At 65.3% G+C, this 21,249-nt stretch carries 18 protein-coding genes; 15 read left to right on the plus strand and 3 right to left on the minus strand.

Annotation, left to right across the window (positions count from 1 at the left end; genetic code table 11):
* Positions 1-37: 37 nt before the first annotated feature.
* The 7 genes from B2W55_RS05990 to B2W55_RS06020 all read left to right on the plus strand — a co-directional run bounded on the left by B2W55_RS05990 (position 38) and on the right by B2W55_RS06020 (position 8,658).
* Positions 38-979 carry a carbohydrate ABC transporter permease gene (locus B2W55_RS05990; RefSeq protein ID WP_024579818.1) on the plus strand — a complete coding sequence of 314 codons (942 nt, stop codon included), beginning with the start codon at positions 38-40 and terminating at the stop codon, positions 977-979.
* Positions 979-1,869 carry a carbohydrate ABC transporter permease gene (locus B2W55_RS05995; protein WP_024579819.1) on the plus strand — a complete coding sequence of 297 codons (891 nt, stop codon included), beginning with the start codon at positions 979-981 and terminating at the stop codon, positions 1,867-1,869. The genes B2W55_RS05990 and B2W55_RS05995 overlap by 1 nt, the downstream gene beginning before the upstream one ends.
* A 49-nt stretch (positions 1,870-1,918) precedes the next feature.
* Positions 1,919-3,448, plus strand: a complete 1,530-nt coding sequence (locus tag B2W55_RS06000) for an ABC transporter substrate-binding protein (protein ID WP_024579820.1) — start codon at positions 1,919-1,921, stop codon at positions 3,446-3,448.
* Between the two features lie 66 nt (positions 3,449-3,514).
* On the plus strand, positions 3,515-5,044 hold the full coding sequence (locus B2W55_RS06005; protein ID WP_024579821.1) for an FGGY-family carbohydrate kinase: 1,530 nt from the start codon (positions 3,515-3,517) through the stop codon (positions 5,042-5,044).
* The gene (locus B2W55_RS06010) at positions 5,041-5,844 is read left to right on the plus strand and encodes an HAD-IIB family hydrolase (protein WP_024579822.1); all 804 of its coding nucleotides are present in this window, start codon (positions 5,041-5,043) and stop codon (positions 5,842-5,844) included. The genes B2W55_RS06005 and B2W55_RS06010 overlap by 4 nt, the downstream gene beginning before the upstream one ends.
* A 15-nt stretch (positions 5,845-5,859) precedes the next feature.
* Positions 5,860-6,969, plus strand: a complete 1,110-nt coding sequence (locus tag B2W55_RS06015) for an ABC transporter ATP-binding protein (protein WP_024579823.1) — start codon at positions 5,860-5,862, stop codon at positions 6,967-6,969.
* 48 nt (positions 6,970-7,017) lie between these two features.
* Complete coding sequence (locus B2W55_RS06020; protein ID WP_024579824.1) at positions 7,018-8,658, plus strand: choline dehydrogenase; 1,641 nt, start codon at positions 7,018-7,020, stop codon at positions 8,656-8,658.
* Between the two features lie 6 nt (positions 8,659-8,664).
* Here B2W55_RS06020 and B2W55_RS06025 read toward each other — a convergent pair whose 3' ends face one another.
* Genes B2W55_RS06025 through B2W55_RS06035 form a run of 3 tightly spaced genes read right to left on the minus strand, consistent with a single transcriptional unit; the run spans position 8,665 to position 11,814 of the window.
* Positions 8,665-9,687, minus strand: coding sequence for a class II aldolase/adducin family protein (locus tag B2W55_RS06025; RefSeq protein WP_024579825.1), 1,023 nt, complete (start codon positions 9,685-9,687; stop codon positions 8,665-8,667).
* Between the two features lie 10 nt (positions 9,688-9,697).
* Positions 9,698-10,537, minus strand: a complete 840-nt coding sequence (locus B2W55_RS06030) for a TIGR01459 family HAD-type hydrolase (RefSeq protein WP_024579826.1) — start codon at positions 10,535-10,537, stop codon at positions 9,698-9,700.
* Complete coding sequence (locus tag B2W55_RS06035) at positions 10,534-11,814, minus strand: FGGY-family carbohydrate kinase (protein WP_024579827.1); 1,281 nt, start codon at positions 11,812-11,814, stop codon at positions 10,534-10,536. Before B2W55_RS06035 ends, B2W55_RS06030 begins: the two co-directional genes overlap by 4 nt.
* 178 nt (positions 11,815-11,992) lie before the next feature.
* On the opposite strand from B2W55_RS06035, the gene B2W55_RS06040 reads away from it, so the two are divergent.
* The 8 genes from B2W55_RS06040 (at position 11,993) to B2W55_RS06075 (ending at position 21,244) form a co-directional block, all read left to right on the plus strand.
* Positions 11,993-12,982: a sugar-binding transcriptional regulator gene (locus B2W55_RS06040; protein WP_029878892.1), complete on the plus strand. Its 990-nt coding sequence runs from the start codon at positions 11,993-11,995 to the stop codon at positions 12,980-12,982.
* A gap of 22 nt (positions 12,983-13,004) precedes the next feature.
* On the plus strand, positions 13,005-14,444 hold the full coding sequence (locus tag B2W55_RS06045; RefSeq protein WP_024579829.1) for an extracellular solute-binding protein: 1,440 nt from the start codon (positions 13,005-13,007) through the stop codon (positions 14,442-14,444).
* Positions 14,445-14,559: 115 nt separating this feature from the next.
* Positions 14,560-15,486: a carbohydrate ABC transporter permease gene (locus tag B2W55_RS06050; protein WP_192827267.1), complete on the plus strand. Its 927-nt coding sequence runs from the start codon at positions 14,560-14,562 to the stop codon at positions 15,484-15,486.
* 16 nt (positions 15,487-15,502) lie between these two features.
* The gene (locus tag B2W55_RS06055) at positions 15,503-16,360 is read left to right on the plus strand and encodes a carbohydrate ABC transporter permease (protein WP_024579831.1); all 858 of its coding nucleotides are present in this window, start codon (positions 15,503-15,505) and stop codon (positions 16,358-16,360) included.
* A 3-nt stretch (positions 16,361-16,363) separates the two neighbouring features.
* Positions 16,364-17,467, plus strand: coding sequence for an ABC transporter ATP-binding protein (locus B2W55_RS06060; RefSeq protein ID WP_024579832.1), 1,104 nt, complete (start codon positions 16,364-16,366; stop codon positions 17,465-17,467).
* Between the two features lie 22 nt (positions 17,468-17,489).
* On the plus strand, positions 17,490-18,599 hold the full coding sequence (locus B2W55_RS06065) for an ABC transporter ATP-binding protein (RefSeq protein WP_024579833.1): 1,110 nt from the start codon (positions 17,490-17,492) through the stop codon (positions 18,597-18,599).
* A gap of 1 nt (position 18,600) precedes the next feature.
* Positions 18,601-20,181, plus strand: a complete 1,581-nt coding sequence (locus tag B2W55_RS06070; protein WP_024579834.1) for an FGGY-family carbohydrate kinase — start codon at positions 18,601-18,603, stop codon at positions 20,179-20,181.
* Positions 20,174-21,244: a 2-hydroxyacid dehydrogenase gene (locus B2W55_RS06075; protein ID WP_035635445.1), complete on the plus strand. Its 1,071-nt coding sequence runs from the start codon at positions 20,174-20,176 to the stop codon at positions 21,242-21,244. Before B2W55_RS06070 ends, B2W55_RS06075 begins: the two co-directional genes overlap by 8 nt.
* Positions 21,245-21,249: the final 5 nt, after the last annotated feature.

Consider the following 21,249-nt stretch of genomic DNA (forward strand, 5'->3'; position numbering starts at 1 on the left):
CGGCGCCGAGAGAAAAGCGATGCGCGAGGAAACGTCAATGGTGTCGCACCATGCGCGGAGTCTGGCTGTCGACGTGCCGGTATCGGGCACGACGCGGCACAGCGTCTGGCCACGGTTTCTGACCTCGGAACATCCGTTCCCGTGGCTGGCGCCGATCACCGCGCTGCTGCTGGCGTTCGGTGTCTATCCGCTGCTCTATGCGTTGTGGCTCTCGTTCTTCAAGCGCAACCCGGTCACCCGGATGAACGTGTTCAACCCGACCTGGAATTGGGGGAAGCTGTTCGCCGACGATCGGGTGTGGGGTGCGATCGGCCACACCTATATGTACACGATCACCGCGCTGCTGATCGAACTCTGCCTCGGCCTAGCCATCGCGCTGCTGCTCGACAGCGACCGGAAGGGCTACGGATTGCTCCGCGCGCTGATGACGCTGCCCCTGGTGGTGCCGCCCGCGGTCACCGGCATGATGTTCCTGCTGATGCTGGACGGCTCGTTCGGCGTGCTCAGCATGGGGCTGGTCTCGCTCGGGCTGTGGCCACCGCAATATCCGATCCTCGCTTCCAGCAACTCGGCGCTGGCCGGCGTTCTGCTCGCCGACATCTGGCAGTGGACGCCGTTCATGGTGCTGATCATGCTCGCGGGGCTGCGCGCCCTGCCGAAGGAGCCGTTCGAGGCCGCCGCGATCGACGGAGCAACCCCAAGGCAAGCCTTTTTCCGCCTGACGCTGCCGATGCTCTCCAGGATCATCGCGCTCGCGGTTCTGATCCGCGGCGTCGACCTGTTCCGCATCTATGACTACGTCAAGGTGATGACCGACAGCGGACCGGGCACCGCCACGGAGACGCTGACCTCCTACGCCGGCACCATCTACTTCAAGAATGCCGACTTCCCCTACGCCTCGACGATCTCGCTGTTCACGCTGCTCCTGGTGATCGTCACCTCGACCATCTTCATCAAGCTGTTCAAGGTGCGGTTCTGATGCAGGAAACCTTCTGGCAGAAGCGATTGCGCGACGTGGCCGCTGTGCTCGTGGTCGGCATATTCATGTTCCCGCTGTTCTGGTGGGCGCTCACCTCGTTCAAGCCCACGTCGGCGATCTTCGACAAGGACGAGATCGTCTGGTTCAACTTCAAGCCGACGCTGGTGAACTATGCCGTAACCATGCTCGGCAAGTCGCGGGCGGAGCTCGCGATCGAGTCTGGCAATACCTTCGGCGTCGGCGGCGCAAGCTCCTATGACAGCCGTCAGACCATCATCGACTCGCTGCTGATTGCGGTCGGCGCGACCGCGTTGACCCTGCTGCTGGCGGTGCTGGCGGCCTATGCGCTGTCGCGGATGCGATTCCGCTGGCGGCAGGCCTATCTGAACTGGATCCTGTCGCAGCGCTTCATGCCGCCGATCGCGATCATCGTGCCGGTCGTCTTCATGTTCCACTACATGTCGCTGCTCGACACCCGGCTCGGGTTGATCATGGTCGACACGCTGATCAACCTGCCGATCGCCGTCCTGCTGATGAAATCGTTCTACGACGACGTCCCTGTCGATGTCGACGAGGCCGCCATGATCGATGGCGCCACGCGGTTGCAGATCTTCTGGCGCGTCGTGCTGCCGATGGTGAAGGGCGGTGTCGCCGCCACCGCCGTGCTTTGCTTCATCTTCTCGTGGACCGAATTCCTGCTGTCGCTGTTCCTGACCAATTCGATCCGCACATTGCCGGTCAAGATCACGACCTTCGTCACCTCGACGGGCTCGGAATGGGGCTTCATCGCGGCGCTCGGCACCACCGCCGTGATCCCGAGCTTCATCTTCATCTTGCTCGTTCAGAAGCAGCTTGTCCGCGGCCTGACCCTCGGGTCACTCAAGGAGTAGGCGCGCAGACCGAGACCAGAAAGTCAACAAACGTTGGGAGGAGGTATCAATGAGTTTCAAGAAATTCGACCAGCAGACATTCATCGTCGATAGTGCGAACGCATATACCAACCGGCAGATCTCCAAGCGCGAATTCCTGCGCAGGATGGGATTGGCGGGCGTCGGCTTTTCAGCCTTCGGTCTCGGCATGCTCGGCAATCCGCGCGGCCTGCGCCGGGGCAGCAGTTTGATCGGCACCGAGGCCTATGCCGACGGCCTGCCGGACAACCAGGCCAAATGGCTGAAGGATGTCGGCAGCAAGTTCAAGGGCGCCAAGATCCGCTACTCGACCGAATCGACGCCGCCGTCGGTGGTGCTCAACCAGATCAAGAAGGAGTTCACCGATCCGACCGGCATCGAGGTCGAGGTCGAGATCGTGCCGCTCGAGCAGGTGCTCGCCAAGGCGACGCAGGACGTGCAGGGCCAGCTCGGCTCCTACGATCTCTATTATCTCGATCAATCCTGGATTTCGATGTTCCAGCCGGATTGCATCGATCCGGTCGCCTACTACAAGGACAAGCCCGAGCTTGCGATGCCCGATTTCGATTGGGACGATTTCTCCAAGCCGCTGGTCAAGAATGTCGCCCAGGTCGACGGGCAGTGGATGGGCATCCCCTTCGACATTCCGATCTTCACCCTGATGTACCGCAAGGACATCCTGGAGAAGCACAAGATCGCGGTGCCGACCACCTACGAAGACTTCCTGGTGGCCGCGAGGCAGATCAGCGAGGCCGAGAAGAGCAACGGAATCTTCGGCACCGGCTTGCAGGCGAAGTCGGGCCACTATTCGCTGGAATGCGACTGGAGCCAGGCCGTGTGGGGCCATGGCGGCTCGATCTTCAACAAGAACAAGAAATTCTCGGGCAATGATGAGCAGGGCGTTGCCGGATTGAAGTGGTACCAGGAGCTCCTGAAGGTGTCGCCGCCGAACTCCACGGCATCGACCTGGGATGGCCAGTTCGAGATGATGCATTCCGGCCAGGTGGCGCTGGTGCAGAGCTGGGACGAATTCTTCCCGGGTCTCGATGCGGACGACTCCAAGGTCAAGGGTCTGTGGGAGCCGGCCAAGCCGCTGACGGCGAAGAAGCTGCGCGCGCCGGCCGATGCCGGCTTCAACGAGCAACCGAATCTCGGCCATCAGGGCGGCTCGTGCATCTCGCTGTCGAAATACTCCAAGAACAAGGAAGCGGCGTGGATCTTCATGCAGTGGGGTTGCTGCAAGGAGATCATGACACGCTGCACGCTGCTTGGCGGCTTTGCGCCGATGCGGAACTCGTCGTTCGCCGATCCGCGCGTCAAGGCCAAGGCCAAGGTCGGCCCGGGCACGACGCGGCATCTCGAAACGGTGAAATGGGTGATCGACAACGCCATGGCCACCGAGCCGCACATGGCGCTGTGGGCCGGCCTGTCGACCAACGAGATCCCGACCGAGCTCGGCAAGCTGCTCACCGGCCAGGCCTATGGCGGCGATCCGCAGAAATGCATGGACGCCTTGGCGAAGGACATCGACGCCAAGGTGAAGGACGCCGGCCTGCTCTGAGGCCCGCGGTGCAAAAGTTCGCGAAGGCGGCGCAGCTCGCCTTCGCTTCTTTTGAAGCGAGATGGAATGACCCAGGATCTGGTGATCGGTATCGACAGCTCGACCTCCGCGACCAAGGCGATCGCCTGGGACCGCAGCGGCCGTGCCGTCGCGGAAGGACGCAAGGCCATCGGCCTCGCCAATCCGCATCCGGGATATTTCGAGCAGAACCCGGATGACTGGTGGGACGCGGCGGCGGCCGCGCTGCGCAGCATCACCGATCAGGTCGATGCCAGACGGATCGCCGCCGTGGCGATCTCCAATCAGCGCGAGACCTTCAGCGCGTTCACCGAAGACGGGGCCGCGATCAGGCCCGGCATGACCTGGCTCGACGAGCGCGCGCGCGCCCAGGTCGTTCGGTTCGGCCAATCATTTGGGGCCGAGCGCGTTCATGCGATTTCCGGCAAGCCGCTCGATGTTCTGCCATGCCTCTATCGCATCATCTGGATGGCGGAACAGGAGCCCGAGATCTTCGCGCGCGCGGCGCGGTTCGCCGAAGTCCACGGCTATCTGACGCATTGCCTGACCGGCCAATGGCGGACATCGACGGCATCGGCCGATCCGACCGGCTTGCTCGACATGACGAGCGGTCTCTGGTCAGAAGCTATCCTCGATGCCGCGGGTATCGCGATCGGGAAATTGCCGGCGCTGGCCCGGCCCGGAGCCCGGATGGGAGAGGTCACGCACGCGGCGGCCGCCTTCACCGGCCTGTCGGCGGGTACAGCCGTCATCGCCGGCGGTGGTGACGGTCAGTGTGCCAGCACCGGCGCCGGCGTGACGTCTCCGGGAAGCGCCTACATCAATCTGGGTACCGCGGTGGTCTCAGGAAGCTACGGCCGCAACTACGCTTACGACCGCGCGTTTCGTACCGAGAAGGCGGTGTGCGACGATGGCTACATCTACGAGCAGTGCATCCGCACCGGAACGTTTCTGATCGACTGGATGGCGCGGGAGATGCTCGGTGCCGATCCGGCGGCGCAGCGAAACATTTTCAAGGCGCTGGAGGCTGAGGCGGCGGCGTGCCCGATCGGAGCCGGCGGCGTCGTGGTGCTGCCGTATTGGCTCGGTTGCATGACGCCCTATTGGGATCCCTATGCACGTGGCGTGATCGCCGGATTGTCGGGCTCGACCCGGCGCGGCGCGATCTATCGTGCCTTGCTGGAAGGGATCGCGCTCGAGGTCGCCGGCCAGATCGAACGGATCGTGGCGGTGACCGGAGGCGAGATCAGCCAGCTCGCGGCTATCGGTGGCGGTTCGGACAGCGACCTCTGGCTACAAATCCTGGCCGATGCGTCGGGGCGTCCGGTGTGCCGTTCGCCGGCGCGGGAAGCGTCGTCGCTTGGCGCTGCGATCGCGGCCGCCAAGGGAGCGGGCTGGTACGGCACGATCGCCGAAGCCGCCGCGGCGATGACCAAACCGCCGGCAAGGATATTCCAGCCCGAACCGAGGAATGTTGCGCGTTATGCCGAGTTTCGCGCCATCCATGCCGACCTCTGGCCAAAACTCCTCGACTGGAACGCCCGTCTGGCGGCGTTTGCGGAAGACGTGCCGTCATGAAGCCGATTGCAAGTTTTCCTGACGAAGCCGCCCGCCGTGCCGTCTGCGTGCTGACCGACATCGACGATACGCTGACCACCGATGGTCAGCTTCCTGCGGCCTCCTATGCCGCGCTGGAGCGGTTGCGCGGTGCTGGCCTCGCGGTGGTCCCGGTGACCGGCCGGCCTGCGGGCTGGTGCGACATGATTGCGCGGTTCTGGCCGGTCGACGGCGTGATCGGCGAGAACGGCGCGTTCTACTTCCGGCACGATCCGGTGGCGCGGAAAATGGTTCGCAAGTTCATCGCGACCGAGGCGGAGCGCGCCGCCAATCGCCGCAGATTGCTGGCGCTCGGCGAGCGGATCCTGTCCGAGGTCCCGGGTGCGGCGATCTCCGCCGATCAGCTCTACCGCGAGGCCGACCTTGCGATCGACGTCTGCGAGGACGTGCCGCCGCTGCCGCGCGCTGCCGTCGACAAGATCGTCTATCTGTTCGAGAACGCCGGCGGCATCGCCAAGGTCTCCTCGATCCATGTCAACGGATGGTTCGGCCGCTATGACAAGCTGGCGATGACCCGGATATTTCTGCGCGAAAGGCTCGGCCTCGATCTCGACGAGGCGAGGGATCGTATCGTGTTCTGCGGCGACAGCCCGAACGATGCGCCGATGTTCGGCTTCTTTCCCTACGCCTGCGGTGTTGCGAATGTGCGGGATTTCGAGGGCGCGATGGCCGCGGCTCCGGCCTTTGTCGCCAGCAAGCGGGGTGCCGAAGGCTTCGTCGAGATTGCCGAGCGGATATTGTCGGCGAGGGCAGCCGCATAGCGGGAAGGTCAAGGCATGGCATCGGTCACAATCAGCAATGTGCGCAAGTCCTACGGCGGCTTCGAGGTTCTCCACGGCGTCGATCTCTCCATCGCCAATGGCGAATTCGTCGTGCTGCTGGGCCCCTCGGGTTGCGGCAAGTCGACCCTGCTGCGGATGGTCGCCGGCCTCGAGGCGATCACCGCGGGCGAGATCAGCATCGGCAACGTCGTGGTCAACGACCTGCATCCGAAGGATCGCAACATCGCGATGGTGTTCCAGAACTACGCGCTCTACGCGCACCTGACCGTGTTCGACAACATGGCGTTCTCGATGCAGCTCAAGAAGCGCCCGAAGGAGGAGATCCGGCGCAAGGTGGAGTGGGCGGCATCGATCCTCAATCTCACGCCCTATCTGGATCGCCAGCCGAGGCAGCTGTCAGGCGGCCAGCGTCAGCGCGTCGCGATGGGGCGCGCGATCGTGCGCGACCCTTCCGTGTTCCTGTTCGACGAGCCGTTGTCGAACCTCGACGCCAAGCTGCGCGTGCAGATGCGCACCGAGATCAAGGAGCTGCATCACAAGCTTGCGACCACCACGATCTATGTCACGCACGACCAGATCGAGGCCATGACGATGGCCGATACGATCGTGGTCCTGCGCGACGGCATGATCGAGCAGATCGGCAAGCCGCTCGAGATCTACGACCGCCCGGCGAATCTGTTTGTCGCCGAGTTCATCGGATCGCCTGCGATGAACTTCCTGTCCGGCGAGGTTGCCGTGGAGGCGGGACGGCCGGTCGTGCGTGCCAACGGCGTCACGCTGCCGCTGCCTCCCGGCGCGAACGTCACCGCGGGGCAGGTCGTCAAGTACGGGATTCGGCCCGAGCATCTGCGGCCCGGCACCGGCAGCGAGGGCATCCCCGCCAAGGTTTCCGTGGTCGAGCCGACCGGACCCGAGATTCACATCTATGCCGATCTCGGCGGGCAAGAGGTCTGCGCCATCACGCAGGATCGCCTTGAGCTGTCGCCGGACGACGTGATCAGGCTGGTGCCGGCGCTCGACAGGATCCGCCTCTTCGATCCCGCGACAGGCAAGGTCATCAACGGCTCCGACGAGTCCAAGCCACGGACCCTGATGCGAGCCTAGCTCGCCGGGTCGCCTCGCAGAAACGCGAAGAAGAAGATGGAGGAGACCATGGTGGATTACGTCATTGTGGGCGCCGGCTCTGCCGGATGCGTCCTGGCAAACCGCCTGTCGGAGGTTCCCGAGAATCAGGTCGTGCTGCTCGAGGCAGGCGGCAAAGATAGCAATCCCTTCATCCACATGCCGGCGGGATACCTCGCGCTGATGAAATCCGGCAGCGTCGATTGGCACTACCACACCGATCCGCAGCCGCATCTCGACAATCGGGTGCTGTTCTGGCCGCGCGGCAAGGTGCTGGGCGGATCAAGCTCGATCAACGGCATGGTCTACATCCGCGGCCATGCCTCCGACTATGACATGTGGGCGCAGCTCGGCAATCGCGGCTGGTCCTATGCCGACTGCCTGCCGTATTTCATCCGCTCCGAAGGCCGCCAGTTGGGCGCCGACGATTATCATGGCGCCGACGGCCCGCTGCGCACCAGCCGGCTGCCGGAATTGACCCATCCCCTGACCAGGGCCTGGTTCGAGGCAGGCAAGCAGGCCGGCTATCCCGCGACCGATGATTTCAACGGTGCCGAACAGGAAGGCTTTGGTCCGGTCGATTCGACGATCGCAGATAACAAGCGCGCCAGCGTTGCGCGCTGCTATCTGCATCCGGTGATGAACCGTCCCAATCTCACGGTGATCACCAAGGCGCTGGCCTCGCGCATCCTGGTCGAAGGCGGGCGCGCCGTCGGCGTCGAATACATCAAGGGCGGCCAGGTCCACACGCTGCGGGCCGAACGCGAGGTGATCCTGGCCGGCGGCGCGATCAACTCACCGCAATTGTTGCAGCTGTCGGGCATCGGCGACGGCGATCAGCTGCATTCGCTCGGCATCAAGGTCGTGCACGAGCTCAAGGGCGTCGGGCAGAATCTGCAAGATCACCTCGCCTGCGGCGTGAAGCAGCGTTGCACCCAGCCGATCTCGTTCCTCAAGCATACCAAGCCGCTCGGCGCCACCGCGGCCTTCATCCAGTATGTGCTGACCAGGACCGGTCCTGCGACATCGCACGGGCTGGAGGCAATGGCGTTCCTCAAATCGCAGACCGATCTAGTGGCGCCGGATCTGCAATTCTTCTTCGTGCTGCTGATCTATGGCGACCACGGCCGCAAGATCGTCAACGAGCACGGCTTCATGGCCTATTTCAACATCGCGCGGCCCGAGAGCCGCGGCTCGATCATGATCACCTCGGCCGATCCTCTCAAGCATCCCGCGATCCGCCCGAACTATCTTCAGGCGCCGGAGGACGTGCGCAACATGCGCGACGGCATCAGGGTCGGCCGCGAGATCATCGCGCAGAAGGCGTTCGATCCCTATCGCGGCGAGGAATACGCGCCGGGTTCGCGCGCAACGTCGGATGCCGCTATCGACAGCTACGTCCGGCAAAGCTGCGAAACCATCTATCATCCAGTCGGCACCTGCAAGATGGGCTCCGATCCGCTCGCCGTCGTCGACGACCAGCTTCGCGTGCACGGCCTCGAGGGCCTGCGGGTGATCGACGCCTCGATCATGCCGCGGCTGGTGTCGGGCAACACCAACGCGCCGACGGTGATGATCGCAGAGAAGGGCGCCGACTTCATCCTCGGCCGCCAGCCGCTCGCGGCGGCGGCGAACGCCACTATCGCCGGTCCCCGGCAGGCGAGCCTGTAGCCGCACTCAGCGGCTGGCGGTGAGTTGCTGGCGGTAGCGTTCGGCGTCCCAATTGAGGAGGGCGTTCTCGTTCTGCTCGGTCAGATAATGGATCGGAGCGTTCGGCGGCAGGCGGCAGGTCACCAGCGCGAGGCAGCTCAGCATCGCTTCGGCGCCGGCGCTGGCATCCTTGCGGATCACGCTGCCGATCCCGGGGATCAGGACAGCGACCGGCGGCGGCGCATCGGTCTTCTTCAAGTCCGCTGCGCGGAGACTGTCGCCGTGCCCGAGGGTCGGCATCGCCCGCCCCAGGAACACGACATGATCGGGATAGAGCGAGCCGCCGGTGGCGACCGCGAGATTGTGCCGATCGGTGGCGATGCCATGGCAGCGCGGATCGGATGGCACCCGATAGTCGGTGCCGGCGCAGATGCTGCGCAGCGCGTCGCTGTCGGCTGCCAATGCCTCACGCGGTATCAGCGCGAGGCGCTGCTCGACGTCGGCCACCATGGCTTCCGCGGCTTCGCAGGTCGTGGCGCCGACGACGAGGCCGTGATTGCCGAGGATCAGGACATCGACGGGTTCGCGTGCGATCGCCGCGCTCACCGCCTGGGCCAGCGGCAATCCCGGATGACAATAATCGAGATAGCGCCAGTTGAGGCCGGCGAGCCGGCGTGTGAGCTCGGCAGGCGCGTCGGTGCGCACCGCCCAGGCGATCGTGTTGACGGAGTGGACGTGCAGCACCACCGGGTGCGGCATCAAGGCATGCAGCGAGGTCTCGATCGAGGCACGCAATGTCGTCGTGGCGCCCGGCGCGAGCGGCACGCGTTCGTCGCCTTGGTCCAGCGCGGCGAGGGCAGCGGACAGCGCGACCGGGACGAAGATGTCCTTGTCGGTGGCATCGGACAGCCATGTGCCGGAGGCCTTCACCCACAGCGTATCGCCATCCTTTGCCGATGAATTGCCGCCGGCGCCTTGCACCAGCAGCATGTTCCTGCCGACACGCGCCGACATCTCGCGGAGGTCATTGATCTGAGCGGGCTGTTGCATGGTGTGGATCTCACCAGATGAACTGCGTCATGGTCCAGTGCGGCGCGCGTGAATCGTGGTCGGATGATCGTCCGGTATCGTCGCGGTGCACGCCGGCGCGCAGGAACAACGTCAGCATTCCGGCTGCGCGTCCGCCGGCGACGTCGTGGTCGAGGGAATCGCCGACCATCAGCACGCGCGCCGGCGCCGGATGGCCGAGCTGATCGAGTGCAGCGGCGAAGATCGGCGCGTGCGGTTTGCCGACAAAGCTGACGCGGCCACCGAGGCTCGCATAGAAGCGCGCCAGCGCGCCGGGCGCGGGGATCAATCCATGCGCGCCGAACATGGTCAGATCGGGATTGGCGCACAGCATCGGCAGCCCGCGGGTGGCTGCACGGGCCAGGCACTCCCGCCACTGTTCCGGTTCGGCCGCGGCATCGTCGAGGCCCGCGAGCAGGATGAAGTCGGCGTTCTCGACGTCGTCCGCGACGGCAAGATCGAGCCCGTCGATGATGGTGCGGTCACCGCCGCGCGTGATCAGGAAGCAGGTGCGGCCCAACTCGTTGAACGGCGGGTGCGCCCGCGTCTTCAGTCCGATCCAGGTGGCTTCGCCCGACGTGAGGATGCCGTCGTAAGCGTCCGCTTGCAGGCCAAGGGCGGCGAGACGTTTCGCATTGCCATCCGCGCGCTTGCCGGAGTTCGACAGAACCATCACGCGCTTGCCGGCCTGGCGCAGCCGCACCACGCAGTCGAGCGCGGCCGGGAAGATCGCCTGTCCCTCGTGCAGCGTGCCCCACTGGTCGAGCAGCACATGATCGAACCGATCGATGATGCTGTGAAGGCCGTCGATGTCGATCGGACCTTGCTTCATGCCGGACCGCCCCGCAGCGCCAGCAGTGCTGCGCCATAGCTCGCCTCGGTCTGTTCGGCGACCGTCACGGGTACGCCGAGCGCATGGTGCCTGATCTCGGTCCATGCCTCGTTCCTTGCGCCGCCGCCGATGCTGATGACGCGGCGCAGCGCCGGCGCGCCGAGGCGGCCTAGCTGCTGATAGGCCAGCGCCTCGACCGACGCGATGCCCTCCAGCAGCGCCTGAAAGAAGCGATGGTCCTCCGCCGGTCGCGGTGTAACCCGCGGCGGCATCGCCGGATCGGCGATCGGAAAGCGCTCGCCGGGCTTGGCCAACGGATAATAGTCGAGACCGGTCGGTGCCTCCGGTTGCAATCGCGGCGTCAGGCGCTCCATCTCGGCGGCGCTGAAATGGGCCAGCAGTGCGCCGCCGCCGGTGTTGGAGGCGCCGCCGGCAAGCCAGCGCTCGCCGAGCCGGTGCGAATAGACGCCCTGGCTCGCGGCAAAGATCGGCTGTGTCGCCAGCAGCTTCACCACCAGCGTGGTGCCGAGCGAGGTGACGGCGTCACCCGGCGTGTCGGCGCGGATGGCGATGAAGGCTGCGACGCCATCGGTGGTGCCGGCCGCGATCCGAGCCGACGGTGGCAGGCCGAGCGTGGCCGCAATTTTCGGATCGATCTCCGCAAACGTTGCTCCCGGCACCAGCACCTTCGGCAGCAGGTCGCGCGGCACCGCGAGGCGATCGAGCCAGGCCGGCCATGTGCGCGTCACCGGATCGTAGCCGAGCTTGAGCGTGTTGTTCTCGTCGCTGACGCCGTGTTGTCCGGCCAGCCGGCCGGCGATCCAGTCGGCCTGATGCACGGCAAAGCGTGCGCCGCGCGCGCTGTCTTCGTTCAACAGATGCAGCAGCTTGGCCAGCGCGCTGCTCGCGCCATGCGCGCCGCTCTCGGCAGGTGCTATGGCTGCGATGCGGGCAGCTTCCGCCGTGGCGCGCGCATCATTGTACATCAGCCCCGTCGTCAGCGGCCGGCCGTCTTCATCGATCAGCAGCAGCGTGCCCGAGGTTCCGTCGACGGATATGCGCTCGACGTCTGCGAGATCGATCTTGTGGCCGAGCTTGCCGATCGCGGCAATTGTCGCCTGCCACCACAGCTCCGGCTCCTGATCGATCGCGTTGCCGTCCTGTCGCGGCGGCGGCAGCGCAGTCGATTCCATGCCCTGGATATTTCCGCGCGCATCGATCGCGCAGGCGCGCACGCCACCGGTGCCGACGTCAATTCCGAGGAACAAGCCTGCCATCAGACCTCACCACGATCGCTTCGTAACACGGCGCCGGCAGCTTCGTTCGCGAGCAGCGCTGCACTGCAATACGTTTGGGGGATTGACGTCCCGATCTGCGTCTGCAATTTTTTGCAGCATCTGAAGAATTTTGCAAGCAGGCTTTTGCGGCGTGGTGACCTCCTCCGACAGGGTGCCGATGATTGACGGCGAAGCCTCGCTGGCGACCCGCGCGGCGTGGCTGTATTTCGCCGCCGGCCTGACCCAGTCCGAGGTCGCGGAGCGGCTCAACATCCAGAGCACCAAGGCGCACCGGCTGATCGCGCGCGCGAGCCGCGAAGGCATGATCCGCGTCTTCGTCGAGGGGCCGGTGGCCGAATGCGTGGCGCTGGAGAACGTGCTGGCCGAGCGCTTCGGCCTGGGCTTCTGCCGCGTCGCGCCCGATCTCGGCGAAGGCGACTGGCCGCTGAAGGCGCTCGCACTCGAAGGCGCGAGCTTCCTGCGGCAGATTCTCGAGCGCGGCGAGCACAAGATCATCGGCGTCGGTCACGGCCGCACGCTGGCGGCGGTGGTCGAGCAATTGCCGCAGACGCCGGCCCGCGACGTGCAATTCGTCTCGCTGCTCGGCGGCCTGACGCGCAAGTTCGCCGCCAACCCGTTCGACGTGATTCATCGGTTGGCGGAGCGGACGGGAGCCGAGGCCTATCTCTTACCGGTGCCGGTGTTCGCGAATTCGGTCGCCGACCGCGCGGTGCTGATGCAGCAATACGGCATTGCGGAGGTGTATGCACTGGCGCGCGAGGCATCGCTGCTGTTCGTCGGCATCGGGCAGATCCACAGCGACGGCTTCCTGGTCTCGAGCGGAATGATCAAGCCGGACGAGGTCGTCGAGTTGAAGCGGGCGGGCGCATGCGCCGACCTGCTTGGGCGCTTCTTCAGCGCCGACGGCCAGGTGCTCGACCTCGATCTCTCCGCGCGCGCCACCTCGATGGCGCCCGCAGACCTCAGGGCGCATCGCATCGTCGCGATCGGCGGTGGGCTCGCCAAGGTGGCCGCTTTGCGCGCGGTGCTGCGCAGTGGCCTGCTGCACGGCCTCATCATCGATGAAGTGACCGCGCAGGCACTCGTGACCGATAAGCCGGAGACAACATCCGGCAAGACCAAGACCAAAGGTCGTAAGGGAAAGTAAACGCGCACAATGGGAGGTTACAATGTTCGATCGAGAGAAGAACCTATTCGACTCCTACGCCGCCAAGCGCATCAGCCGGCGTGACCTGCTCGATGGCGCTGCCAGGCTCGGCATCGTCGGTGCTGCCGCCAATGCCGGTTTCGCATCCGCAGTGTCACGGGCGATGGCGGCGGATTTCAACTGGAAAGCCTATAGCGGCAAGTCGGTCAAGCTGCTGCTGAACAAGCATCCCTATGTCGATGCGATGATCGGTGACCTCGAAGCGTTCAAGACGCTGACCGGGATGAACGTCACCTACGACATCTTTCCGGAGGACGTCTATTTCGACAAGGTGACGGCGGCGCTGTCGTCCAAGTCGGACCAGTACGATGCCTTCATGACCGGCGCCTACATGACCTGGACCTACGGTCCGGCCGGCTGGATCGAGGATCTCAATGCCTACATCAAGGATCCCGCCAGGACCAATCCGGCGTTTGCCTGGGACGATGTGCTGCCCGGCCTGCGCGCCTCGACGGCCTGGGACGGCGTCGCCGGCTCCGAGCTCGGTTCGGGCAAGGCCAAGCAGTGGTGCATTCCATGGGGCTATGAGCTCAACAACATCACCTACAACCGCAACATCTTCGACAAGGTCGGCGTCAAGCCGCCGAAGAATCTCGACGAGATGCTCGAGGTCGCCGCGAAGGTTACCAAGGACGCCGGTGGTCCCTACGGCATCGGCGTGCGCGGCTCGCGCTCCTGGGCGACCATCCATCCCGGATTCCTGTCGGCCTATTCGAATTTCGGCCAGAAGGACTTCGTGATGGAGGGCGGCAAGCTGAAGGCCGCTATGAACACCAAGGCATCGAAGGATTTCCACGAGAAGTGGGTCAAGATGATCCAGGGCTCGGGCCCGAAGAACTGGTCGACCTATACCTGGTATCAGGTCGGCACCGATCTCGGCGCCGGCGCCTCGGGGATGATCTTCGATGCCGACATCCTTGGTTATTTCATGAATGGCGGCGACAACAAGGAGAAGGGGCATCTCGGCTACGCGCCGTTCGCCGCCAACCCGGCGGCCAAGGCGCCAACGCCGAATGTCTGGATCTGGTCGCTCGCGCTGTCGAGCTTCTCGAAGCAGAAGGATGCGGCGTGGCTGTTCATGCAGTGGGCGGCTTCGACCGAGCACGGCCTGTTCGGCGCCCGCAAGATGGACTTCGTCAACCCGGTGCGCGCTTCGGTGTGGAAGGACAGTGAGTTCCGCGATCGTATCGCCAAATCATATCCGGGCTATCTCGAGCAGCATGACGTCTCCTCGCCGGGCGCCAAGATCTACTTCACGGCGCAGCCGCTGTTTTTCGACCTGACCACCGAATGGGCGGCCTCGCTGCAAAAGATGGTGGCCAAGGAAGTCAGCGTCGACGAAGGCCTCGACAAGCTCGCCGAGAGCATCAACCGCCAGCTCAAGCAGGCGGGCCTCGGGTGAACACCTTGCGTGGTGCCCTGATTCCTCCGCACCACGACAACCCGCCGGTTCGGATCGTACTCCGATCCGAACCGGCGATGTTGCAGCGAACAAGTGAGCTCCCGTTGTCATGAGCATGGCCCAGCTTTCCGAGACCAACACGGTCCCACGCCGCAACCCCCGGCCGCGCGGGCGCCTTCTGCCATATCTGCTGAGCCTGCCGGCACTGCTGGTCTGCATCGCGATCCTGGTGCCGTTCGTGACGGCGGCGGTCTACTCGTTGCAGCGCTACCGGCTGAATCTGCCCTATCTGCGCGGCTTCATCTGGGCCGACAATTACATCGACTTCCTCACCGATCCGGCGTTCTGGAACACGCTGAAGATATCGCTGATCTATACGGCCGTGACCGTGGTGGTGGAGCTGCTGCTTGGCCTCGGCATCGCCCTGCTGTTGCGGCGTCCGACCCGCTTCCACAATGCGGTGTCGATCATGCTGTTGCTGCCGCTGATGACGGCGCCGGCGATCGCGGCGCTGATGTGGAAGCTGATGACCAATCCGAGCTTCGGCATCCTGTCCTATCTGGTCAGCCTGTTCGGCATCCACGATTTCAAATGGGCGTCCGATCCGTCGACCGCGCTGTTTACGGTGGTGTTGGTCGATGTCTGGGTCTACACGCCCTTCATCATGATCCTGCTGCTGGCCGGCTTGCGCTCGCTGCCACGGCAGCCGTTCGAAGCCGCCGCGCTCGATGGCGTGCCGGCGAGCTTCGTGTTCTTCCGCATCACGCTGCCGATGCTGGCGCCCTATATCATCACCGCGTCGCTGTTCCGCCTGCTCGACTCGATCCAGCAGTTCGACATCATCTACGCGATGACGCAGGGCGGGCCCGGCGACCGCTTGATGGTGTTCCAGGTCCAGGCCTATCTCGAATTCTTCCAGTACACCAATGTCGGACGTTCGGCGGCGCTGCTGATGATCCTGTGGCTGATCACCAACATCCTGTCCAACATCTTCATCAAGAACTGGCTGCGGCTGCGGGCGCGCGCCCATAGTCACGCGTGAGCGGCGGGAGGCGACGATGGATCATTCCAGTCTTGCGGGTCGCATCTTCCGGGGTGTCGCGCTGGCGCTCGTGCTGGTGTTCTTCATGTTTCCGATCGTCTGGATCTTCCTGATGTCCTTCCAGACCAACGAGCAGATCCTGCGGATTCCACCGCGCATCCTGTTCGAGCCGACGCTGACCAATTACCAGGCCTTGATCTCGGGACAGTTGCGCACCACGGCCGGCAATCTCGAAATCTCCTTCATGCGCAATTTGATGAACAGCTTCGTGCTGTCGAGCGCGGCGGTGATCCTTGCGCTGCTGCTCGGCGTGCCGGCGGCCTATGCGTTCGCGCGCTTCAAGTTCAGGCTCGGCGAATCCATCGCCTTCACGCTGCTGTCGTTCCGCTTCGCGCCGCCGCTGCTGGTGCTGCTGCCGCTGTCGCTCTACTATCAGCAACTCGGTCTCAGCGACACGTATTTCGGCATCGTCTGGGTCTATCAACTGATCGCGCTGCCTTTGATCCTGTGGATCGTGCGTGGCTATTTCGAGGATATCAGCCCGGACATCGAGCATGCCTACCGCCTGGCCGGGCATTCCTGGCGCGAGACCTTTGCCCGCATCGCGGTGCCGCTGGCCGGTCCAGGCATCGCGGCCGCCGGGCTGTTGTCGTTCATCTTCTGCTGGAACAATTTTGTCTTCGCGCTGATCCTGGCTTCTGCCGACAAGCAGCCGGTGACGGTCGGTGCGCTAGCCTTCGTCACGGCCTCGGGAATCCAGTACGGGCAGATCGCGGCGGCGATCGTGCTGTCGGTGACGCCGACCTTGCTGCTCGCGCTCTACGCCCAGCGCTATCTGGTCGAAGGGCTGTCGCTCGGCGCGGTGAAGGGCTGAACCATGGCGCGTCTCGACATCAACGCTCTCGGCAAGTCGTTCGGCCCGATCCGCTGCGCCGACGGGCTGTCGTTCACGGTCGAGCCCGGCGAGATCGTCGCGGTGTTCGGTCCCTCGGGCAGCGGCAAGACCATGTTGCTGCGCATGGTCGCCGGCATGTACGAGCCCGACGAGGGCGACATTCTGGTCGGCGGTCGCTCGATCGTCGGCGCCCCGCCGGAGCGGCGCGGGGTCGGCATGGCCTTCCAGAACTTCGCGCTGTTCCCGCACATGACCGCACGCGACAACATCGCGAGCGGCGTGCGCGCGGGAGCCGGTGGCGGCGACGTCGCGTCGCGGGTCGCCTCAGTCAGCAAACTCCTGAAGATCGAGCATGTCCTCGGCCACATGCCGCGCGAATTGTCGAACGGGCAGAAGCAACGCACCGCATTGGCGCGCGCGCTGATCGGCAATCCCGACGTGCTGCTGCTCGATGACCCGCTTCGCAACGTCGATGCCAAGCTGCGCTACGAGATGCGGCTGGAATTGCCGAGCCTGCTGCGCAGAAGCTCGGCCGCGGTGCTCTATGTCACGCAGGATTATCGGGAGGCGATGGCGATCGCGGACCGGATCGCGGTCCTGGTCGGTGGCCGGCTGGTGCAACTGGCGCGACCTGAAGAGGTCTATGCGAAGCCGGCGTCCGTGGCCGTCGCGCGGCTGTTCGGCGATCCCAGCATCAACCTCGCCGAGGTCGCGCTTCAGGCCGGGCAGGGCGGCCTGAGTGCCGAGGTTGCGGGGACGCGGGTGCGGCTGGACTCGATCGATCCGTCGACCTCACACGGTCCGTACTGGCTCGGGGTTCGTCCCGGCGACCTCGTGATCGGCCGCAATGCCGGAGATGACGCCATTCCCGCCCGCGTCGTCGCCATCACGCCGATGCATGAGCGCGCCGTGCTGTTGCTGCGGTTCGCCGATGGTTCGGAATGGCTCGCGGCACTGCCGCCGGATGCGCCGGTGGCGAGCGCGGATGACGATGTGTTCGTTCGGTTCGCGCCGCAGGGCGCACTGCTGTTCGATCGCGCAACCGGGCTCCGTGTCGGTCAGCCGGACCGGCGGCAGGCGGCATGAGGCAGGCGAGGTGACTATGGGCATGCTCGAAATCCGCAATGTCGACAAGGTCTATCGCAGCCGCGGCAAGCCGCCGGTTCATGCCGTGCGCGCGCTGGATATGGCGGTCGGACGAGGTGAGATCGTTGCACTGCTGGGATCGTCAGGGTGCGGCAAGACCTCGACCTTGCGCATGGTCGCGGGTTTTGAAAGCGTCAGCTCGGGTCAGATCGCATTGGGCGCGCGGCGGATCGATGAGCTGCCGCCGGCGCGGCGCAAGGTGGCGATGGCGTTCGAAGGCTATTCGCTCTATCCGCCGCTCACGGTGCGCGAGAACATCGCCTTCGCGCTGAAGGCGCAGCAACTATCGCACGCCGAGGTCAATCGCCGTGTCGACGAGATCGCGCGGCTCGTGGAGATCGAGGATACGCTCGACAAATATCCGCGCTCGATCTCGGGCGGCCAGCAGCAACGAGTGTCGCTGGCGCGGGCGCTGGTGCGCGACGCCGATCTCTATCTGCTCGATGAGCCGATGGGACAGCTCGAGCCGCAGCTCCGCGCCGTGCTGCGCGGGCGGATCAAGGGCCTGCTGGCCGAGCGCGGCATGACGGCGATCTTCGTCACCCATGACCAGACCGAGGCAAGCGCGCTGGCCGACCGGATCGCAGTTATGGAAGACGGTGTGCTGCAACAGTTCGCGAGCGAGAAGGAGCTGAAGAACCGACCGGCCAACCTGTTCGTGGCGAGCTTCATCGGCGAGCCGCCGATGAACCTGCTGGAGACCGATGTTGCGGCCGCGGACGGCGATTTCCGCCTGTCCGCGGGGCCTGACATCGCGTTCCATGTTCCGAGTGGCACGCTCGATCCGGCCGCACAGCGAGCGCTGGCGCAGAGCAAGCGTGTTCGTGTCGGGATCCGACCGCAGAAGGTCACGGTCGGGAGCGGCGACGTGCAGGTGCGGGTGATGTCCAATCAATGGCTCGGCGACCAGGCGCATGTTGCGGGCGAATGCGCCGGCAATCAGCTGATCGCGGTGACGTCGAGCCGGGTCGCCGCGCGGCCGGGTGACGTCATCCCATTCGCGCTGGACTCACGGCACCTTCATATCTTCGGCGCCGACGGGGCCTGCATTCGCCATGCGGAGGGGGGCTGACATGTCGATGCCGCAGAGCCGCGATGTGATCATCGGCATCGACGCCGGAACGTCACTGATCAAGACGGTGGCGTTCACGCGCGATGGCCGCCAGCTCGCCGACTTCTCGCTGCCCAACAGCTACAGCACCGCGCCCGGCGGCCGGGTCGAGCAGGATATGGCGCGCACCTGGACCGACACCGTGGCCGCGGTGCGTGGTCTTGTGGCCGCGGTGCCGGACGTCGGATCGCGGGTGGCGGCCGTGGCCGTCACGGGGCAGGGCGACGGCACTTGGCTGATCGACGATGATGGCCATCCGGTTGCGCCGGCGCTGCTCTGGCTCGACTCGCGGGCCGGCGACCTGGTCGAGAGCATCCGTGCCAGCGATCGGAATGTACCGCTCTATCAACGCACCGGCTCGGGGCTGAGCGCCTGCCAGCAGGGCCCGCAGCTCGCCTGGATGCAAACCCACGCGCCACAGGCCCTGGCACGCGCACGGACTGCATTCCACTGCAAGGACTGGCTGTATTTCCTGCTCACCGGCCAGCGTGCCACCGATCCGTCGGAAGCGAGCTTCACCTGCGGGAATTTCCGCAGGCGCAGCTTTGATGCGGAGACCGCAAAGCTGATCGGCATTTCCGACTGCATGCCGCTGTTTCCCGATGTGGTCGACGGCGCGGTGACGACGCATCCGTTGAGCGCGGCCGCGGCGCTGGAGACCGGGCTGCCCGAGGGAATTCCGGTGTCGCTCGGCTATGTCGACGTGATCTGCAACGCGCTCGGTGCGGGACTTTACGATCCGGCGCCCGACGTCGGCTGCACCATCATCGGCTCCACCGGCATGCATATGCGGCTGGCGCCAAGCGCGGATGCGGTGGTGCTCAATCCCGAGGCGACCGGCTACACCATGCCGTTCCCAGTTCCCGGCCACTTTGCGCAGATGCAGTCGAACATGGCGGCAACGCTCAATATCGACTGGTTGATCGATCTGGCGCGAGACCTGCTGGCGGTCGAAGGCGTGACGCGATCGCGGGCCGATCTGATCCGCGGGCTCGACGCGCGCGTGCTCGCGGCGCGGCCGGGCGATTTGCTGTTCCATCCCTTCATCTCCGATGCCGGAGAGCGCGGTCCGTTCGTGTCGCACGAAGCCAGTGCGCAATTCCTGGGGCTGCGCACGCGCCATGGCTATTGGGATCTGATGCGGGCGGTGATGGAAGGGCTCGCCTTTGCCGCACGCGATTGCTACGCCGCGATGGGCTCGCTGCCGCGTGACCTCCGGATCACCGGTGGTGCGTCGCGAAGCCGGGCGCTCGGCGCCATCCTCGGCGCCGCACTCGAATGCAATGTGCGGGTTTGCAGCCGGAGTGAAGCCGGGGCGGCGGGCGCTGCGATGATCGCCGCGGTGGCGACCGGGATCTATCCCGACATGACGGCCTGCGCGGAGGATTGGGTGAGGCCGTGCCTGAACGCGCCGCAGGCGCACGATCCGGAGCTCGCCACGCGCTATTCGCGCCTGTTCCCGGCCTATCTCAATGCCCGCCTCGCGGCGCGGCCGGTCTGGAAGCAACTCGCAGCGTTACGTGCAGGAGGTGGCCATGTCTGATGCCATCAGGTCTGATGCCATCGCGTCTGACACCATTGCCATCATCGGCGATCGTTTCATGCTGCCGTCGGTGTTTGCCGAGCGGATCGTGGCGGCGTGCGGCAAGGATGTCGATATTCGTATGCTCGAGCAGCCGTGGCCGGACCAGCCGATGGAGCACGGCTACGCCGGCTCCAAGCTCGACGGGTTGAAGGAGTTCATGGGCGATCCGGATCAGATCGCCGGCTTCATCGGCGACGCGCCGATGCTGGTGACGCATCTGGCGCCGATCTCGCGGTCGATGCTGGAACGGCTGCCGAACCTCAAATTCATCGCGGTGTCGCGCGGCGGTCCGGTCAATATCGACATGCAGGCCGCGCGCGACCACAAGGTGCTGGTCGTCAACACACCGGGCCGCAACGCCAGCGCGGTGGCCGAATTCACCATCGGCGCCATTCTTGCCGAGACGCGGCTGATCCGCAGCGGCCATGAATCGCTGCGCGCCGGCGAATGGCGCGGCGATCTCTACCGCGCCGATCGCACTGGGCGCGAGCTCGGCGAGATGACGGTCGGGATCGTCGGCTATGGCGCGATCGGCAGCCGCGTGGTGAAGCTGCTCAAGGCGTTCGGCTGCAAGATCCTGGTGGCCGATCCCTATGTCCAGATCAGCGCCCAGGACCGCAATGACGGCGTCGAGCATGTCGGCCTCGCCGATCTGCTCGCGCGCGCCGACGTGATCAGCCTGCATGCCCGGGTCACCGCCGAGACCACCCGGTTCATCGATCGCGCGGCGCTGGTGCGGATGAAGCCGGATGCCTTTTTCATCAACACCGCACGCGGCCCGCTGGTCGACTATGACGCGCTCACCGAGGCCTTGTCGGCGGGGCGGCTCGGCGGCGCGATGCTCGACACTTTCGCGGTCGAGCCGGTGCCGCCCGACTGGCCGCTGCTGCAACTGCCCAATGTCACGCTGACGCCGCATATCGCCGGTGCCTCCGTGCGTACGGTGACCTTCGCCGCCGACCAGGCGGCGGAGGAGGTTCGCCGCTTTCTGGCCGGCGAGCCGCCGCTCAATCCCTGCTGAAGACG

It is taken from the genome of Bradyrhizobium sp. UBA2491 (assembly GCF_002341725.1).
In the GTDB taxonomy this organism is placed as follows: Bacteria; Pseudomonadota; Alphaproteobacteria; order Rhizobiales; family Xanthobacteraceae; genus Bradyrhizobium.

What these genes read in the sequence shown, in the direction of transcription:
- B2W55_RS05990 (WP_024579818.1), top strand. Translation starts at nt 38, where the DNA reads ATGGTGTCGCACCATGCGCGGAGTCTGGCTGTCGACGTGCCGGTATCG.
- B2W55_RS05995 (WP_024579819.1), top strand. Translation starts at nt 979, where the DNA reads ATGCAGGAAACCTTCTGGCAGAAGCGATTGCGCGACGTGGCCGCTGTG.
- B2W55_RS06000 (WP_024579820.1), top strand. Translation starts at nt 1,919, where the DNA reads ATGAGTTTCAAGAAATTCGACCAGCAGACATTCATCGTCGATAGTGCG.
- B2W55_RS06005 (WP_024579821.1), top strand. Translation starts at nt 3,515, where the DNA reads ATGACCCAGGATCTGGTGATCGGTATCGACAGCTCGACCTCCGCGACC.
- B2W55_RS06010 (WP_024579822.1), top strand. Translation starts at nt 5,041, where the DNA reads ATGAAGCCGATTGCAAGTTTTCCTGACGAAGCCGCCCGCCGTGCCGTC.
- B2W55_RS06015 (WP_024579823.1), top strand. Translation starts at nt 5,860, where the DNA reads ATGGCATCGGTCACAATCAGCAATGTGCGCAAGTCCTACGGCGGCTTC.
- B2W55_RS06020 (WP_024579824.1), top strand. Translation starts at nt 7,018, where the DNA reads ATGGTGGATTACGTCATTGTGGGCGCCGGCTCTGCCGGATGCGTCCTG.
- B2W55_RS06025 (WP_024579825.1), bottom strand. Translation starts at nt 9,687, where the DNA reads ATGCAACAGCCCGCTCAGATCAATGACCTCCGCGAGATGTCGGCGCGT.
- B2W55_RS06030 (WP_024579826.1), bottom strand. Translation starts at nt 10,537, where the DNA reads ATGAAGCAAGGTCCGATCGACATCGACGGCCTTCACAGCATCATCGAT.
- B2W55_RS06035 (WP_024579827.1), bottom strand. Translation starts at nt 11,814, where the DNA reads ATGGCAGGCTTGTTCCTCGGAATTGACGTCGGCACCGGTGGCGTGCGC.
- B2W55_RS06040 (WP_029878892.1), top strand. Translation starts at nt 11,993, where the DNA reads ATGATTGACGGCGAAGCCTCGCTGGCGACCCGCGCGGCGTGGCTGTAT.
- B2W55_RS06045 (WP_024579829.1), top strand. Translation starts at nt 13,005, where the DNA reads ATGTTCGATCGAGAGAAGAACCTATTCGACTCCTACGCCGCCAAGCGC.
- B2W55_RS06050 (WP_192827267.1), top strand. Translation starts at nt 14,560, where the DNA reads ATGGCCCAGCTTTCCGAGACCAACACGGTCCCACGCCGCAACCCCCGG.
- B2W55_RS06055 (WP_024579831.1), top strand. Translation starts at nt 15,503, where the DNA reads ATGGATCATTCCAGTCTTGCGGGTCGCATCTTCCGGGGTGTCGCGCTG.
- B2W55_RS06060 (WP_024579832.1), top strand. Translation starts at nt 16,364, where the DNA reads ATGGCGCGTCTCGACATCAACGCTCTCGGCAAGTCGTTCGGCCCGATC.
- B2W55_RS06065 (WP_024579833.1), top strand. Translation starts at nt 17,490, where the DNA reads ATGCTCGAAATCCGCAATGTCGACAAGGTCTATCGCAGCCGCGGCAAG.
- B2W55_RS06070 (WP_024579834.1), top strand. Translation starts at nt 18,601, where the DNA reads ATGTCGATGCCGCAGAGCCGCGATGTGATCATCGGCATCGACGCCGGA.
- B2W55_RS06075 (WP_035635445.1), top strand. Translation starts at nt 20,174, where the DNA reads ATGTCTGATGCCATCAGGTCTGATGCCATCGCGTCTGACACCATTGCC.